Origin of the sequence: Saccharomonospora xinjiangensis XJ-54 (assembly GCF_000258175.1) — a bacterium.
Classification (GTDB): domain Bacteria; phylum Actinomycetota; class Actinomycetes; order Mycobacteriales; family Pseudonocardiaceae; genus Saccharomonospora; species Saccharomonospora xinjiangensis.
This window is the reverse complement of record NZ_JH636049.1, coordinates 2564032-2579541: the sequence shown is the minus strand read 5'-3', so window position 1 is coordinate 2579541 and position 15510 is coordinate 2564032. Positions and strand designations below refer to the sequence as shown.

At 68.5% G+C, this 15510-nt stretch carries 13 protein-coding genes; 8 read left to right on the top strand and 5 right to left on the bottom strand.

Annotated features, from left to right (window positions below):
• Window positions 1-97 precede the first annotated feature (97 nt).
• The 5 genes from SACXIDRAFT_RS11395 to SACXIDRAFT_RS11375 are packed head-to-tail and all read right to left on the bottom strand — an operon-like array spanning window position 98 to window position 5094.
• Entirely contained in the window at window positions 98-1120 is a 1023-nt protein-coding gene (locus SACXIDRAFT_RS11395) for a hypothetical protein (RefSeq protein WP_006238709.1), read from the bottom strand.
• A complete protein-coding gene (locus tag SACXIDRAFT_RS11390; protein ID WP_006238708.1) occupies window positions 1117-2118 on the bottom strand; it encodes a GNAT family N-acetyltransferase in 1002 nt (333 codons plus the stop codon). Before SACXIDRAFT_RS11390 ends, SACXIDRAFT_RS11395 begins: the two co-directional genes overlap by 4 nt.
• The gene (locus SACXIDRAFT_RS11385) at window positions 2115-3257 is read right to left on the bottom strand and encodes a hypothetical protein (protein ID WP_006238707.1); all 1143 of its coding nucleotides are present in this window, start codon (window positions 3255-3257) and stop codon (window positions 2115-2117) included. Before SACXIDRAFT_RS11385 ends, SACXIDRAFT_RS11390 begins: the two co-directional genes overlap by 4 nt.
• Complete coding sequence (locus tag SACXIDRAFT_RS11380; RefSeq protein WP_006238706.1) at window positions 3254-4312, bottom strand: hypothetical protein; 1059 nt, start codon at window positions 4310-4312, stop codon at window positions 3254-3256. The genes SACXIDRAFT_RS11385 and SACXIDRAFT_RS11380 overlap by 4 nt, the downstream gene beginning before the upstream one ends.
• A complete protein-coding gene (locus tag SACXIDRAFT_RS11375; RefSeq protein ID WP_006238705.1) occupies window positions 4309-5094 on the bottom strand; it encodes a hypothetical protein in 786 nt (261 codons plus the stop codon). The genes SACXIDRAFT_RS11380 and SACXIDRAFT_RS11375 overlap by 4 nt, the downstream gene beginning before the upstream one ends.
• 276 nt (window positions 5095-5370) lie before the next feature.
• Between SACXIDRAFT_RS11375 and SACXIDRAFT_RS11370 the strand changes: the two genes are divergently transcribed.
• The 8 genes from SACXIDRAFT_RS11370 to SACXIDRAFT_RS11335 all read left to right on the top strand — a co-directional run bounded on the left by SACXIDRAFT_RS11370 (window position 5371) and on the right by SACXIDRAFT_RS11335 (window position 15509).
• Window positions 5371-6345 (top strand): glycosyltransferase family 2 protein, encoded by a 975-nt coding sequence (locus SACXIDRAFT_RS11370; RefSeq protein ID WP_006238704.1) that lies wholly within the window; start codon window positions 5371-5373, stop codon window positions 6343-6345.
• Complete coding sequence (locus SACXIDRAFT_RS11365; RefSeq protein ID WP_006238703.1) at window positions 6342-7574, top strand: ATP-grasp domain-containing protein; 1233 nt, start codon at window positions 6342-6344, stop codon at window positions 7572-7574. Before SACXIDRAFT_RS11370 ends, SACXIDRAFT_RS11365 begins: the two co-directional genes overlap by 4 nt.
• Before the next feature lie 8 nt (window positions 7575-7582).
• Window positions 7583-8905 carry a hypothetical protein gene (locus SACXIDRAFT_RS11360; RefSeq protein ID WP_006238702.1) on the top strand — a complete coding sequence of 441 codons (1323 nt, stop codon included), beginning with the start codon at window positions 7583-7585 and terminating at the stop codon, window positions 8903-8905.
• A gap of 25 nt (window positions 8906-8930) precedes the next feature.
• Window positions 8931-10745 (top strand): carbamoyltransferase family protein, encoded by a 1815-nt coding sequence (locus SACXIDRAFT_RS11355; RefSeq protein ID WP_006238701.1) that lies wholly within the window; start codon window positions 8931-8933, stop codon window positions 10743-10745.
• Entirely contained in the window at window positions 10742-11473 is a 732-nt protein-coding gene (locus SACXIDRAFT_RS11350; RefSeq protein WP_006238700.1) for a hypothetical protein, read from the top strand. The genes SACXIDRAFT_RS11355 and SACXIDRAFT_RS11350 overlap by 4 nt, the downstream gene beginning before the upstream one ends.
• Before the next feature lie 273 nt (window positions 11474-11746).
• The gene (gene idi, locus SACXIDRAFT_RS11345) at window positions 11747-12370 is read left to right on the top strand and encodes an isopentenyl-diphosphate Delta-isomerase (protein ID WP_006238699.1); all 624 of its coding nucleotides are present in this window, start codon (window positions 11747-11749) and stop codon (window positions 12368-12370) included.
• Between the two features lie 185 nt (window positions 12371-12555).
• Entirely contained in the window at window positions 12556-15072 is a 2517-nt protein-coding gene (locus tag SACXIDRAFT_RS11340) for a sensor histidine kinase (protein ID WP_006238698.1), read from the top strand.
• Window positions 15073-15092: 20 nt separating this feature from the next.
• Window positions 15093-15509, top strand: a complete 417-nt coding sequence (locus SACXIDRAFT_RS11335) for a roadblock/LC7 domain-containing protein (RefSeq protein ID WP_005460224.1) — start codon at window positions 15093-15095, stop codon at window positions 15507-15509.
• Window position 15510 lies beyond the last annotated feature (1 nt).

Genomic DNA, 15510 nt, shown 5'->3' with positions numbered 1-15510 from the left:
CACAGCGACCACAGGCCACCGCACAACACGAAGGCAGCAGCCGCCAAGCGCACCCGCCCCACATCACGGCACTCACCCGCGCACCGACCGGCCCGCTTCACCGCACCGGCATCGCCACCGCGTACTGGGACAGCAACTCGGCGCCGAGCGACGCCTTGAGTTTCGGCATCTTCTTGCCGAGCACGACACCCTTCCTGCCCTCGGCGATCGCCCACCGCACGAGTTCGCCGAAGAAGTGAAAGTACAGGTCCTTCCGCCCACCGTCCTCCACCGGCAGCGCCGACCACGAGCGCGCCAGTGGCCACTCAGGATGGTCGAACAGCGTTGCGGCCCCGATCATCCTGCCCGTCGTGGTGTCGCGATAGGACAGTACGCGAACGTCGGGCTGCGCCAGCAACGCGCGCAGGTAGCCGACGAACTGCGGCAGCGGGACGATCGGCACGTCGCGGTGTTTGACCTCGTTCACCCGCAGCAACCCGGCGAGTTCGACCGCGTCCACCTCGGCTCCGCTCACAATCTCCGACGTGATGCGCGAATCGTCGTCGAAGCCTGCGAAAACCCTGGTCATATGCGCTTTGCGCCTGCTGGGCAGCGAATTCAGCCAGTCGGTCCGGCCACCGAACGACGTGGTGGGGATGCGAGCGATCGGCTCCGTCTCGCGGACCACCCGCAGGCTTCCCCTGACGACTCCGAGCGCGGTTTCCGGAACCTGACGGACGAGCGCGGCCTTCAAACCCGCGCCCAGCAACCCTCGCATGGCGGGCAGGTACTCCGACAGCAGCCGCAGGCACCCCGCGTCGTCACCCGCGCCGTCGAACCACCAGCCGGGAAAGGCACTGTTGCCGGGCGCCCTGATGTCGAGACCTCCGAACCTGCCGCCCCTGCCGGACACCACGAACCGGTGGCGTCGCGTCCGGCTGCCGACCCACGCCCCCGCGACGAGACCCCTCGGCACCGAACCGTCGAGTATCACCGTGAGATACCACGGTGTTCGGGCACCCCACGCCTGTCTGTGCAGCACGTCCCACGCCCAGTCGCCACGCAGTCCCGCCTCGGCGCGGAGCCGCCGCCAGTACACCGGTTCGGCGTCGAACCTCGGGTCGAGCACGTCGATACTCATCGCGCCACCGGCCTCGGCACCGCGGCCACCCACAACGGCCGCGTCGTCAATCCCAGCGTTTCCTTCAACTCCAGCCGCCCTCGTCCCGCCGAGAACGCCTTCCGCCCTTTCGCGACGACGTGGCCCATGAACCGCGCGTAGGAGTCGAAGTACAGGTGCTGCTTGCCGCCCTCCGCGAGATCGAGAGCCGCCCAGTGCTGGTACAGCGGAGTCTCTGGGTGGTCGAGCAGGTCGGCGAACGCGAGGAGTCGCCCCGCGCGGTCGTGGTAGGTGAGGGTCAGCACGTCGTCGCGGCGCACGAGTTCGTGCAGGTACTCGGCCGCGAGCGGGGAGCGGCTGTCGAACTTCGGTCGCCCGAGCCTTGCCCTGTGCCGGTTCACAAGGTCGGCCAGCTCCGCACCGTCGAGGTCATCGCGCGCGGGCGCGAGCCTGACCACGACGTCGGCGTCGCGCTCCACCTTGCGCATCTGACCTCGGATGCTGTGCCTCCTGCTCCGCGACAGCGAGGCGATCCACTCGTCCACCGTGGAGAACCTGTTGTCGAGCATGGACGTCCCCATGGCTTCCCGCACCACGCGCCCGAACCCGGACACCAGCGACAGTTCCTCGGCAGGCACGTAGCGATAGAGCAGGCCGATGCAGGACAGCCCCGCGAACCGGCACAAATGCCGCTCCATCCGCCGCAGCAGGCGCACCCGGCCACGCCGGTCGAACGCGTCGGCGAAGGCCCAGCCCGGAAACCCGGAAACCCACGGGTTGTGCACCTCGACCAGCGTCGCTCTCGCGGGCCCTCGCACCACCGTCGCGGTCATCGCCGCGGCGATCCGGCCCCCGACCCTCGCCACAGCCAGCGCCGTCGGGTTGCCAGCATGGCGGGACTCCACACCGAGCAAGCGGTAGTCCCACGGTGCGTGCAGTTCGGCGTGCTCGCGAAACGCCGCCCAGCCCTCCGGTTCGGGATCGCGGCGCGGGTCGTGGACGGCGACCGACACGCTCACCGGCCCATCACCGGCCTCGGCACCGCGACGGAGTGCAGCGTCCTCGTCGTGAAACCGAGATCGGCCTTGAGGTCGAGCAGCGTGCGCCCCGCGGTCAGCTCAGGCCGACCCGAGTCGATCAGCTCCCGCACGGCGTGGGCGTAACCGTCGAGGTGGAGGCGGGGCCGCCCGCCCTGCTGCCTCGGCAACGCGGCCCAGTACGGCATCGCGAGGCCGTTCGGGGTGTCGAACAGCACCTGGAACGCCACCAGCCTGCCGGACGGCTCGCGATACGTCCGCGTCAGCACGGTAGGGCGGCGAAGGAACTCCGCGAGGTAGGCGGTGGGAATGGGGCTGCGCGTGTCAAGGTGCAGTCCCGCGATCCTCGCGCGCTGGCCTGATCGCCACGCGCGGGCGTCCTGCCTGGCCCGATGCTCGTTGAGCAGTGTGGCGAGTTCCGCCGCGTCAAGGTCCTTGCGGCCCTTCCCTGTCGTGACGTCAAGCGAATCGAGCCTGCCGAGGGCATCGCGCACCACAGCCCGCACCGGTGCGCGCAACGACCCGACCCAGTCGTCCACCGAGCCGAACCGGTTGTGGAGCACCGTGGTGGGGTCGATCTCCCGCCTCGCCCTTCCCCGTCCCGCGACGAGTTCGGCGATGTCGGAAGGCATCGCCCGGTAGATCACACCGAGAAGTCCAAGGCCCGCGTACTCGGCGAGCCTGCGCTCGAAGATGCGCAGCAGTTCCCTGCGCGAATCCGCATCGACCCGCTCACGGAAGACGACGGCGGGGTGTCCGGAGAACCACGGCAGGTAGACCTCGGCCCAGCGGGGCGACAGGCGCGACCCACGCGCCGAAGGACCGGGCGCGAACACAGAACCCCGCACCGGGTCGCACAACATCACCACGCAGGCCCCGAGCACGCGCCCGCCCTCCCGCATCACCGCGAGCACGGGCGGGTTGCGCGACAACCAGGCCTCCAGTCGCAACAGTCCGTAGTCCCACATGGGTTGCGGGGCAGCGAGTTTGCGGAACTTGGCCCAGCCGCTGGGGTCCTGCCCTTCCCGGGGATCGAGGATCTCCACGTCGATGCCGTTGTCGGCCACCGCTGCGGGCACCTCGGTCCTGCGGGGTGCGCGCAACGCGGCGAGCGCCTTCATCGGCCCATCACCGGCCTCGGCACGACGGCCCCGAACACGGGGCGAGGGGTGAACCCGAGAGCATGCTTGACGTCGTGCGGCCTTCGCCCCGCCGACAACTCGGCCGCTGTCGTCCTCGTCAGCGTGTCAACAGCGCGTGCGAAACTGTCGAACAGCAGGTTCTTCAAACCTCCCTCGGCGACGGGCAGGGCCGCCCAGTGCTGCTTGACAAGACACTGTGGATGGTCGAGGAGAGTGTTGACTGCCAGCAATCTTCCCTCACTGTCGTGATAGGTCACGGTGTGGACATCCGGCCTGCGGACGAAGCTGTGGAAGTAGGAGCCGAGAAGCGGGCTTCGGGTGTCCAGTGACGGAATGCCGCGGTCGAGCCGGTGCCGGTTGAGCAGATCGGCGACCTCACCGCCCGTGAGATCGCCGCGAGCGGTACCGCCCACGACGACAAGCTGCCCCGACTCGACGCGCCTGCTGACGTCCCGCAGCGCCCGCGTCACGTTGGTGCGCCTCGATCGCGAGAGCGAGGCGATCCAGCCGTCCCGGTCGGCGAAGTCGTTGGGCAGCACGGAGACGGTGTCCACCTGACGCACGAGACGACCGCGCCCTTCGAGCATCCCGGCCAGATCGGCGCCGACCGAACGATAGAACACGCCGAGCAGTCCCGCGCCGAGGCGACGGGCGAGCGCCCTTTCGAGTTCGCGAAGCAGGGCCGCCCTCGCGTCGTCGTCGAGATCGTCGCTGAACACCACTCCGGGAAGCCCGCTCAACCACGGCTGATACACCTCGGCCCACACCGGCTTCAACATCGGCCCACGCTTGCGGGACACGGCCGCGTAGGCAGGGCGAAGTCGAGGGGTGCAGACGAGCACGGTCGCCGCGGCCACGATCCGCGTTTTATCGCGGGCCACCACGAGCAACGGCGGGTTCCGCGCAGCCCACGCCTCAAGCGCGAGCAGGTCGTAGTCCCAGACCGCGTGCAGCCCACGCCGCGCGCGAAACTCGCTCCATCCGAACGGTTCCGGCTCGGTGCGAGGGTCCGCGATCTCGAAGGAGACGGTCACGACACGACCGGCGTACCGTGCCGGGGACACAGCCGGATCTGCCCGCGCACACCGCCGCCGACGAGGACGTCCACGAGCATCGGCGAGCGCTGCGTCAGCAGCGTGAACGCGAGCCCCGCCTTCGTCGGCCTCGCGTAGACCCGCCGGTGATCGAGGTGCCATCGGCCGCAGTCGCGCAGGGCACCGAGGTAGCCGAGCACCGGGTCGTGCAGCACCCCGTAGGGCCCGCCGTCCAGTTCGGTCAGTGTTCGATGCGGTAGCCGCTGGGCCAGGTGTTTCAGCTCACCGGGCAGCGAGGCGAAAACGCGCGTGAGGTCCTTGTCCCCGCCAACGACGAGGACCGGCTGCCTGCGGCACAGCGTGCTGACGAGCTCCGCGACGACGCCGGACTCGTCGGTCCTGCCGAGCGTTTCGGGGTCCACCGCAGCGCCCCACATCCCCTTCGGCAGATCCGAGGGCGGCCTCGCGACGGACCGGTCGGCGATCACCACGAGCGTGCGGGGGCGGACAGGCCGGGCCATGCGCAGCACGTGCCCTAGCCCCCTCGCCGCGTCGATCTCCGTTCCACCACCCGCGAGCGGAACCAGATCGACGAGCGTGCGCAGCAGCTCCTCGGGGTGGGTCGCCCCGTCGTTGCCGCCGACGCGGCCCGGGACGAGGGTCGGTTCCGTTCGCCCGTCGAGAGCCCATCGTTCCCGGTAGAAGGGGACGGTGTCGAAAGCCGAGAGCACCGTCCGCCGGTACGCGGCGTGCCACAGCACGGCGGTACTGCGAGACAACATGGCGACGGAGTGTGCCACCAGTGCATGGTGAAGCAACAGTTAACGGACGCTGAATCGGCCGAATAGATCATCCGTTTCGAATCGGGTTCTCGGCCGAACGGCGCAACTTCGCCCCTGACTCTGGCCAGCGCACAGGGGCCAGGGCTTATAAACAGCCATCCTCGTCAGCCGGTGCCGCGCCGATCCGCGGCCCACACCAGAACAGGGGAAGTTCATGTGTCGGCCTGCACGACATGCGCGCCCAGCCACCGCTGCGTCCATCAGCCGTTCTCCTCGATGACCGTGGGGGGTGGCTACCCGGACGACTCCGGGCTCACCGTCGTGATCCCCTGCTACAACGAAGTCGAGAACATCGAACACTCGTACGCCGAGATCGTCGCCGAGCTGGGCGAATTCGACCTCGAACTGCTCTACGTTGACGACGGGAGCAACGACGGCAGCCTCGACGTCATCCGCCGACTCGCCGAATCCGATCCGCGCGTGCACTTCATCTCGTTCACCCGCAACTTCGGTTTCGAGGCCGCCTTCTCGGCCGGATACCGCTACGCGCGAAAACCGTGGATCCTCCACATCGACGCCGACCAGCAGTTCCCCGCAGCAGAGGCGCACAAGCTGATCGCGGCAGCGAAATCCGGCTACGACGCCGTATTCGGGGTTCGCACCAACCGGCAGGACCCGGTGCTGCGGCGATGGGGCACGGCGGCGTTCCACTTCATCGGCCGCAGACTTCTGCGCATCGAACTGCCGCAGGGAGCCACCGCGTTCCGCCTTGTCCGCACAGAGCTGGCCAAGCGGATCGTCGATCTCAGGCTGGGCACGCCGTACTTCCTCGCCACCGTTCCCCGGCTGACCAACCGGTACACGACGGTCCCTGTCGCGCACCGCGCGAGAGCTCGTGGCGAGTCCAAAGTGGGCATGAGCTTTCTCTCGTCGCATGCCGTGGAGCTGTTCGTGGGCTTCAGCAGGAGACTCAGCACCGTCGCGGCGACCGCATGCGTGCTGTCCGGCGCGCTGGCTCTCGTGGTGGCGCTGGCCACGGCCACGGGAATGGCGAACACGTCCGCACTGGGTGCCGCGCTTTTCGTTCTGCTCGCGGTCTGCCTGGTCTCGCTCGCGCTCACCGTGCGATCACTCGTGGTGGTCGGAGCTGGTCAGCCCCGGCCGCGCCTCTACTACATCCGGGAGGCGAGCCTGCCCATCGATGAGGCCGACCGCCTTCTGAGCACACCGTCGAACCTGGGGACCACATGAGAAGAACACTGGTCATACTCGGCGGCGCGGACGGCTCCGTCGGGGTCTACCGCCGCGCACGCGAACTCGGCTACCGCACGATCTGCGTGGACATCCGACCTGGCGCACCTGGTGTCGCCGCGGCCGACGAGTACCTGCAACTGAGCGTGCGGGCACCCGAGCGCATCGACGCGGCGCTGCGTTCCCGCACCGACATCGCAGGCATCATCTGCCCCGCCAGCGACGTCGGACTTCCGACGCAGGCGTGGCTGGCCAGGGCGTGGGACCTTCCGTCGCCCCTTCCGGACGCCGCTGTGGAGGCGTCGGTGGACAAGCCGGTCTTCCGCGCCGTGTGCGAGCGCGCGGGCGTGCCCACCTACCGCAGCGTTTCGGGCACGTCGGGGCCGGAGCTGGCGCGAGCGGCACGGGGCATGCGGTTCCCGACGCTGGTCAAACCCGTTGACTCGTCGGGAAGCCGGGGGGTCATCTCCTGCTCGGACCCCGGCAAGCTGCGGGCGATCGTCGCCGAATCGCTGACGTTCTCGCACACGGGCAGGGTGGTGGTCGAGGAGCACCTCGACGGCAGGCACCTGACCATCGAGGCGATCGTCGCGGACGGCGACATCGCCTTCCACGCCGTCACCGAGCGCACCATCACCCCGCCGCCACTGTTCGTCACAACGGCCCACGCCATGCCTGCCGGCCTGCCGGAGGACGTCGCCGAGTCGCTGCCGGACATGCTCGCCGCGGTCTGCGCGGAGATCGGCTACCGCGACGGCCCGCTGACCTTCGACGCCGTGCTCACTCCTGACGGGGTGCTCTACCTGATCGAGATGGGCGCCCGCATGGGGGGCAACGGCATCGCCGAGGTTGTGGAGAGCTGCTACGGCGTCGATCTGATGGCGGCGACGATGGCGCAGGCCGTCGGCGAGAAGCCGATGCTCACGCCGAAACCACCGATGCCGTCACTTGTGCACATCCTCGCTTCCGACCGCATGGGCAGGCTCGCCGCGATCGAGGGCACCGAGGAGGTCAGCGCCATGCCCGAGGTGGTGGACCTCCAGCTCTTCGTCCAGGACGGTTCCCCGATCCGGCCCTACGAGCAGGCCGGGTACAAGCTCGGTTACGTCGTACTGACCGCCGACTCACCCGAACGTCTGCGGGCGGTGGAGGTCAAGGTCAGGAGAACGCTGAAGTTCCGGTTGGAACCGCAGGGCGACGAGAAGGACATGGCGGTGCCACTGCCTTGAGCACGTCCATGGCGACGCCTCTGCGTCCGATGGTGATCGTGCGCCTGCTCGCGGGAAGGGGCGCGTTCCGCATCGGGGTTCAGCTCATGGCCGTCGCATTGCTCACCGTGTGGGGCGCGGCAGCCTACGGCGAATTCGCCAACGCGTGGGGCACGTGCAGCTGGCTGGTGTTCGTTCCGACGGCAGCGGAGAAGGCCGCACTGAAGATCCTGCCGAGAACGCGCCTGACCACGGCATCGCTCGCCGGGCTCGCGCTGAGGATCGCGGCGGCGCCTGTCGTCGCGCTCGCCGGGGTCCTCGTGGTGATCGTCCTGGTCGCGCCGTCGTCGCAGGCAGCGCTGTACGCGGCCTCGGCGACGTGGGCCGCTTGCACCGGGCTGCTGATGACGACGTCGGGACTGCACCGCCTTCGCGGCAAGCCGGGGCTCGACGCGGCAGCGTTCACCGTCGCCGCGCTCGGCGTCGCGGCGACGACGGTGGTGACGTGGCTGTTCGACTTCTCACCGCAGGCACACCTGCTCGTGCTCGTCTGCGGGATCGCGCTGGTCATCACGTGTTCTCTGGCCGCGCTGCCCCGCCGGTGGGTCCGACCGGCCGCACCGGCTCTGTCCGAACGCCCCAGCCTGGCGAGGGCGTTCGGGCGCAGCACGATCCTGCTCGGGATCACCGAGCTGCTCGACGCCGTCACGGTGTCGCTCATCTTCGTCGTGCTCGCGGTGAGCGGCCGGGTCGTGGACAGCGGGCCGTTCTACCTCGCCCTGCTGGGATCGAGCCTGGTGTGCTCGTTCGCGCTCTACCACCTGAAGCTGAAGCAGCCGACGACCTCGATGAACCTGCGCGGCAGCGGTGGCGCCGCGGGAAGGGCGACGGCGTCGCGGCTACTGCGCACCAGTGAACTCGCCGGAGGCTGCTTCGCCGTCGCGCTCGGCATCACGCTGCTGGTGCCGCAGGCCCGCGAAGCCGTGCTCGCCGCCGCTGATCTTCCACTGACCGCATCCGGTTACGTGGTACTGGCCGCCGTCGTCGGCACGGAGATCGTGCTGGCAGCGGCCCTCATCTACGCCAGATACCTCGTCGAGAACACCGACAGCCGGGTGCTGTCGCTCACCGCAGGGGTCTGCGCGCTCCGGCTCGTCGCCACCCTGCTGTGCGCGCTGGCGCTCGCCCCTGCCCTCGGCGCGGTCGGCGGGTTCTGCGCGCTCATCATCGGCCTCGCGGTCGAGGCAGCGGTGCTGCGCCGCCTGCTTCGCCGCACCCACGCCGACTCCCGGCCTACCCGGTCCACTCGGCCAAACCAGGCCCCGGCTTCGGGGTCATCCCCCCGGAAGTAAGTAGCGAGACAAGTTGGAGCTGCCCATGTACGTCCTCGGCATCAGCAGGGTGCACGACTCCGCCGCGGCCCTCGTTCGTGACGGCGAGATCATCGCCTTCGCCGAGGAGGAACGGTTCACCAGGGTCAAACACGACGGCCGCCTCCCTGCCAAAGCGATCGAGTTCTGTCTCCGGCAGGGCGGGATCACGCTCGGCGACGTTGACCACATCGCCTACTACTGGACGAGGTGGGCCGAGCCCCTCCACGCCGCGAAGGTGTTCGCCCGGTATTTCCCGAACACCCTTGAGGTCTTCCGTAACGAGAACGACGGCGGTGGCAAGGCGGCGAGCCTTCTGGACACGTTCCGCACCGGCGGCGGCAAGGGCGTTGACGACTACCACGTCGGCGGCGCCGTTCTCGCCCACATGAAACGCTCCTTCACGCTGGGGCGCGATGTGAAGGAGGCCATCGGCTACAGCGGGCCGACCAAGTTCACCGTGCACCTCATCGACCACCACAGGGCACACGCGGGCAGCGCCTACTACATCTGCCCGTGGGAGGAAGCCGCCGTCCTCACGCTCGACGGCATCGGAAGCGACGGCACGAGCACCCTGCTCGCACACGGCAGGGGCAACCGCATCCACGACCTCAGGCGCATCAAATTCCCCCACTCGCTCGGCGCGATGTACGCGGCGGTGACCGGCTACCTCGGCTTCTACCCGACCCGTGACGAGGGCAAGGTCATGGGCCTCGCGCCGTTCGGCGAGGACACCTACGTCGAGGCGTTCCGCGACCTGATCCACCTGGACCCCGACGGCGGGTTCGAACTAAACCTGAGCTGGTTCCGCCACCACACCACCGGAAAGCACCTGCTGTCGAAGAAGTTCACCGACACCTTCGGCCCCGCCCGCCCCAAGACTCGCGTCACCGCCGACAACCCCGTTCCGCAGCACTATCGGGACATCGCCTACGCCCTCCAGGTGACGCTGGAGGAGGCCGGTCTGCACCTGGCCCGCTGGCTCCAGCGCCGGACCGGCTCCAAGCGGCTGGCGATGGCCGGCGGTGTGGCGCTGAACAGTGTCATGAACGGGCGCATCCTGCTGGAGACCCCTTTCGAGGAGTTCTTCGCCCAGCCCGCCGCCGCGGACGACGGGTGCGCACTCGGCGCCGCGCTGGAGGTGACCGTCGGCAAGCACCGCCTGCCGCGCCCCCGCACCGGCTTCACCTACACGGGTCCCGAGTTCACCGAGGCCGAGATGGAACTCGCGCTCAAGGACGCGGGCGTCGAGTATCGACGCATCGACGACATCGCGGCGCACACCGCGCAGAAGATCGCCGACGGCCTCATCGTCGGCTGGGTGCAGGGCCGCATGGAGTGCGGGCCGAGGGCGCTGGGCAACCGCTCGCTGCTCGCCGACCCGAGGGACCCCGAGTCGAAGACCCGCATGAACGAGAAGGTCAAGCACAGGGAGGCGTTCCGCCCGTTCGCCCCTTCATGCCTCGCGGAAAGAGCTGGCGAGTTCTTCGCCAGCGGCTACCCGTCACCGGTGATGCTGCTGGTCTTCGACGTCCTCGAACATCAGCGCGAGCGCGTTCCCGCCATCACCCATGTGGACGGCACGGCGCGCGTGCAGACCGTGAGCGAGGAGGACAACCCGCTGTACTACCGGCTGATCAAGAATTTCGCCGACCTCACGGGGGTGCCCATGGTGGTGAACACGTCGTTCAACGACAACGACGAACCCATCGTGGCGACGCCGGAGGACGCCATCCGGTGTTTCCTGAAGACCGACGTCGATGCGCTCGCGCTCGGTCCGTTCTGGACGCAGAAGCCGCACGTGGAGGATGACAAGGTATGACGACGACGGCGACACCGCCGCCCACCCGCACCACAGGCGGCGGCAACCTGATCCGCACCCTTTACCGGCACCGCCGTTGGCTGTGGCTGGTCTTCGCCGTTCCCTCGGCTGTCCTCGCGCTCCTGATCATGGTGGTACTCCCGCCGGACCAGACGTTGGACAACGTCGGCGAGTGGCTGTTCAAGGTCAGCCCCTTCCTCTTCGCCGTACCGGCGGTGGCGCTGTTCCCGCAGGTCCGCACGGCGCCTGCGCTCATCGCGCTGGCCGTGGTGGGCTACATGGCCTACCTCGACACCGAGATGGTGATGCGCATCCAGGAGTACGGGCGCACGGTGGAGACCGACCCCGCCGCCTTCGTGCCGGTGTACCAGTTCGAGTTGTTCATCGTGACGTTCATCGTGCTGTTCGCCCTCATGGCCTACCGTCTCGGCGGAGCCAGGACGGCCAACGTGCTCAAGACGGGGATCGCGGGCATCCTCATCGTGATCGCCGGGTTGAACGACCTCACCTTCTGGGCGCTCAACGAGGTGTGGTCGGCAGGCAGCAGGCCCGACGTACTGGCCTGGGCGTCACACATCGTGGTGTTCGTCGGTGGGCCGCCGAGCGTGGTCACAGCCGTGGTGTTCATGCTGGTGCACCTCGTGCTCGCCGCCGTGGTGCTGTTGCTGCCGCTCGGCCGGTGGATCGACAGGGCACTCGACCTGGAAACGTCCCGCCGCCACGGCTGACAGCCCGTTTCCGGGCAGCGGTTGACAGCCCGTTTCCGGGCAGCGGTTGACAGCCCGTTTCCGGGCAGCGGCGCATTCGGACGCGCTCGACTGCCCGGAAGCCGGCCACACGCATAGTCACGCCGGGGAAAGGGAACCCGCGACCGGCCGGGCCGTCTCGCTTGCCCGCCTGCCATAAACATGATCAACTCGATGTCGGCCTGCGGAGCGAGGCGTGTCAGGCCGCCCGCAGGCCGGTGACGAATGGGTGCACGAAGGGTGGTAGCGACCACGATGACCTCAACACTCGATCCCGATGTCGAGTACGTCGTGCTGTGCGGATCACGGCACGAACGCATCGGATACGCACCGAAGGCGGAGGTTCATCACAGCTCGACCCCGTTGCATCTCGCGTTCTCCTGCTACGTCTTCGACCAGCAGGGGAACTTCCTCGTGACCTGGAGGGCGAAGCACAAGCGCACCTGGCCCGGCGTGCGCACGAACTCCTGCTGCGGCCACCCCGGCCCCGACGAGGTCATCCCCGACGCGGTGGCCCGCCGCCTCACCGACGAACTCGGTGTGGTCGCCGACCGCATCGAGTTGGTGCTCCCCGAATTCCGGTACGAGGCCACCATGCCGGACGGCACGCGGGAGAACGAGGTGTGCCCCGTGTACCGCGCCACGGTCACGACCCGCCCCGACGTCGCACCGAACCCCGACGAGGTTGACGACGCGGTGTGGATGCCGTGGGCCGACTTCGTCGCCGAGGTGGAGGCCGACCGCACCACCGTGTCACCGTGGTGTGCCCTCCAGGTCGAGCAGCTTCGCGCTCTCGGCCCCGACCCGCTCACCTGGCCCGTCGCCGAGGACGAGCGGCTTCCCGACGCCGCACGGGAGCCGCTTGCGAAGCGTCACTGAGCTGGGATGTCCATACCAACTCAGGGGTGGCGAAACGGCAACGAACCGCATACGTCATGATCACCCCTCGACAAGGCACTAACGGGTGACGTGGCAGGGGCGCGGGTACGCGCGTGCCCCGTCTCGGTGAGAAGTCCGCATGCGCGGGTGCCCGGCAGCGGTTCAACAGGTCGTCGTGGAGCGTCGTGAACAACGAAGACAAGCCAACGCAGGACAATTCAAGCCAGGGACACCACAAATCCATCCGCAAGCGGCTGACCGGCACGGTGCTGGTCCCCAGTATCGCGCTGCTGCTGCTGTGGATCGGCATGTCCACGTACTTCGTCATTGATGCGTTCTACGTGCGCGCCGTGGCGTCGAGTGTGCAGCAGGTCTCGATTCCCGCCGTCACCTCGCTGAGTGCGGTTCAGCAGGAACGGCAACTCTCGCTGGTGTACCTCGAGAAGCGGGACACCGGCCTGCTGGAACTTCAGCAGCAGCAACAGCAGATCGACGCCTCCCTCGGCACACTGCGCACGACGATGGACGAGATCAGGCCGGACCTTCCCGACGAGATCGCCGGTCGCATGCGTGATCTCGAAGGCCGCCTCGAACGGCTTCCCGAGATGCGGTCGCAGATCAACATGCGAACCGTCGATCCCAAGGAGGTCAACGAGTACTACAACGACCTCGTCGCCACCGCCACCGACCTGTTCGACGCGCAGGCCCGGCTGGTGCCCGACGTGGACGCCTCGCAGAACGGTCTCGTGGCGACCGACCTCTTCCGCACCTCCGACCAGATGTCCCGTGCGGCATCACTCGCGTCGAGTGCCTTCTCCAACGGGAACTTCACCCCTTCCGACCACCGCATGTTCTCCGAGCTGGTCGGTGCCTACCGCTCCGCGCTGAACGAGCGGGCCACGAACATGCTCCCCGACGTCCGCCAGTCGTACGACACGCTGGTCGCGGAGGAGACCTGGCAGCGGTTGCAGCGCATCGAGAACGAGCTGATCGCCCACGGCCCCGGCGCGCTCGACCCCAACGCGTTCTCCGTCAACGGCACCGAGCTGCGAGACCTCACCAGCCAGGTGTCCGACGACCTCGCGTCGCTCGCCATCACCCAGGCCGACCAGACCTCGGCGAAGGCGCTGAACGACGCCGGTCAGAACCTCACCAACGTGCTGCTGGGCAGCGCGCTCACGCTCGTCGCGGCCATCGCGTCGATCGTGGTCGCCGTCCGCGTCTCCCGCACGCTGGTTGACCGGACCCTGATGACCCGCCTCGAACGGCTGCGCAACGACTCGCTCGAACTCGCCAGCACCCGGCTTCCGAGCATCGTGCAGCGGCTGAAGGACGGCGAGGCCGTTGACGTGAGCGCCGAGCTTCCCCGGCTCGACCACGGTCGCGACGAGATCGGGCAGGTGGCCGAGGCGTTCAACATCGCGCAGCTCACCGCCGTCAACGCGGCCGTCAGCGAGGCCAAGGCCCGCAGTGGTGTGAACAACGTGTTCCTCGGTATCGCCCACCGCAACCAGGGCCTCGTGCACCGGCAGTTGCAGATCCTCGACAGGATGGAGAGCCGGGAAGAGAACCCCTCGCAGCTCAAGAGCCTCTTCCAGCTCGACAACCTCGCCACCCGCGCGAGGCGCACCACGGAAAACCTGATCATCCTCGGTGGTAAGCAGCCGGGTCGCCGCTGGCGCAAGCCCGTCATGCTGATGGACGTACTGAGGGCCGCGATCTCCGAGACCGAGCACTTCTCGCGCGTCGAGGTGGAGCCCATTCCCGACGTGGCGCTGGTGGGGTCGGCCGTCGCCGACGCGATCCACCTCGTCGCCGAGTTGGTGGACAACGCCACAACCTTCTCGCCTCCTGGGTCACCCGTCTACATGACAGGGACGAAGGTCGCCCGTGGCGTCGTCGTCGATATCGCCGACCAGGGCCTCGGCATGAAGGACGACGTCCGCGAGTGGGCCAACAGGATGATGTCCGAGCCACCCGAGTTCGACGCCATGGCCATGAAGGCCGACGCGAGCCTCGGTCTGTTCGTGGTCGCGCGGCTGGCGCACCGACTCGGCGCGCAGGTCACGTTCGACTCCTCCCGCTACGGCGGCACAAGGGCCACCGTGCTGTTGCCCACGGACGTGCTGGCGAAGGACGAGCAGACCGCCGACGTTGACTCCGGCTTCCACGCCACGCTGGCGAAGGCGCCCGAGATCGAGGTGCACAGCCCCGCGACGAGCGCACCGATGCCGAGGTCGGGCGCGTCCCCGACGCAGCCTGCCCGCGCGAACGTGGCCCCCGTCCTCGAACGTCCTGCGCAGCAAGAAACCACTCCCGCTCCGCAGGAGGGCAGGCACCGGGTCAACGGAACCGCACCTGCCGCGCCCCCGACGACACAGCCGAGCGGGGCGGACCAGGTGAGAACGCACGACACGGAGACCCCGGTTTCGCACGGAAGCACCTCAGGAACTCTCGCGGAGCACACCGACTCCGCGCAGCCTGGCAACAACCTGCCGCAGCGGAGGCGGCGACGCGCGCCGCTGCCGCAGCGACGGCCTCAGGAGAACCTCGTGGACCAGCTGCGTGACGACCCAGAGTCCGAGCACCGCGACATCGAACGCTACGCGGGCCGGACCCGGAGCACGCTGTCTGCGTTCCACAAGGGCACTCGCAGGGGACGTGACGCCGACGACGCGTCCCGATCGACCGACGGCAACTGATAGGGGAAGCGGATTCATCGATGAACGAGAACGGCAATTCCATGTTGGATCTCAACTGGCTGCTGGACGACATGGTGGACCGCGTGGTCGGAGCCCAGCACGCCGTGGTGCTGTCGGCCGACGGCCTGCTCATGGGTAAGTCCAACTCACTGTCCAAAGACGACTCCGACCAGCTTTCCGCGATGGCGTCCAGCCTCCAGAGCCTCGCGAAGGGGGTCAGCAGGCACTTCCAGCGCGGCCCCGTGCTTCAGACCCTCATCGAGATGACCGAGGGCTACCTGTTCGTCTCGGCCGCGGGCACGGGCGCGTGTCTCGCCGTGCTCGCGGAGGACGCGGTGGACGTCGAAATGATCGCTTACGAGATGAACCGGCTGGTCAAGCGCGTCGGCGACTACATGACCGCCGCGCCGAGGAACGCGGCGGCATCGGGGACGTGAC

Bases quoted from the DNA above. Each gene is read 5' to 3' on its own strand.
- SACXIDRAFT_RS11335 (WP_005460224.1), top strand. From the start codon at position 15,093: ATGAACGAGAACGGCAATTCCATGTTGGATCTCAACTGGCTGCTGGAC.
- SACXIDRAFT_RS11365 (WP_006238703.1), top strand. From the start codon at position 6,342: ATGAGAAGAACACTGGTCATACTCGGCGGCGCGGACGGCTCCGTCGGG.
- SACXIDRAFT_RS11395 (WP_006238709.1), bottom strand. From the start codon at position 1,120: ATGAGTATCGACGTGCTCGACCCGAGGTTCGACGCCGAACCGGTGTAC.
- SACXIDRAFT_RS11350 (WP_006238700.1), top strand. From the start codon at position 10,742: ATGACGACGACGGCGACACCGCCGCCCACCCGCACCACAGGCGGCGGC.
- SACXIDRAFT_RS11385 (WP_006238707.1), bottom strand. From the start codon at position 3,257: ATGAAGGCGCTCGCCGCGTTGCGCGCACCCCGCAGGACCGAGGTGCCC.
- idi (WP_006238699.1), top strand. From the start codon at position 11,747: ATGACCTCAACACTCGATCCCGATGTCGAGTACGTCGTGCTGTGCGGA.
- SACXIDRAFT_RS11355 (WP_006238701.1), top strand. From the start codon at position 8,931: ATGTACGTCCTCGGCATCAGCAGGGTGCACGACTCCGCCGCGGCCCTC.
- SACXIDRAFT_RS11375 (WP_006238705.1), bottom strand. From the start codon at position 5,094: ATGTTGTCTCGCAGTACCGCCGTGCTGTGGCACGCCGCGTACCGGCGG.
- SACXIDRAFT_RS11360 (WP_006238702.1), top strand. From the start codon at position 7,583: ATGGCGACGCCTCTGCGTCCGATGGTGATCGTGCGCCTGCTCGCGGGA.
- SACXIDRAFT_RS11370 (WP_006238704.1), top strand. From the start codon at position 5,371: ATGACCGTGGGGGGTGGCTACCCGGACGACTCCGGGCTCACCGTCGTG.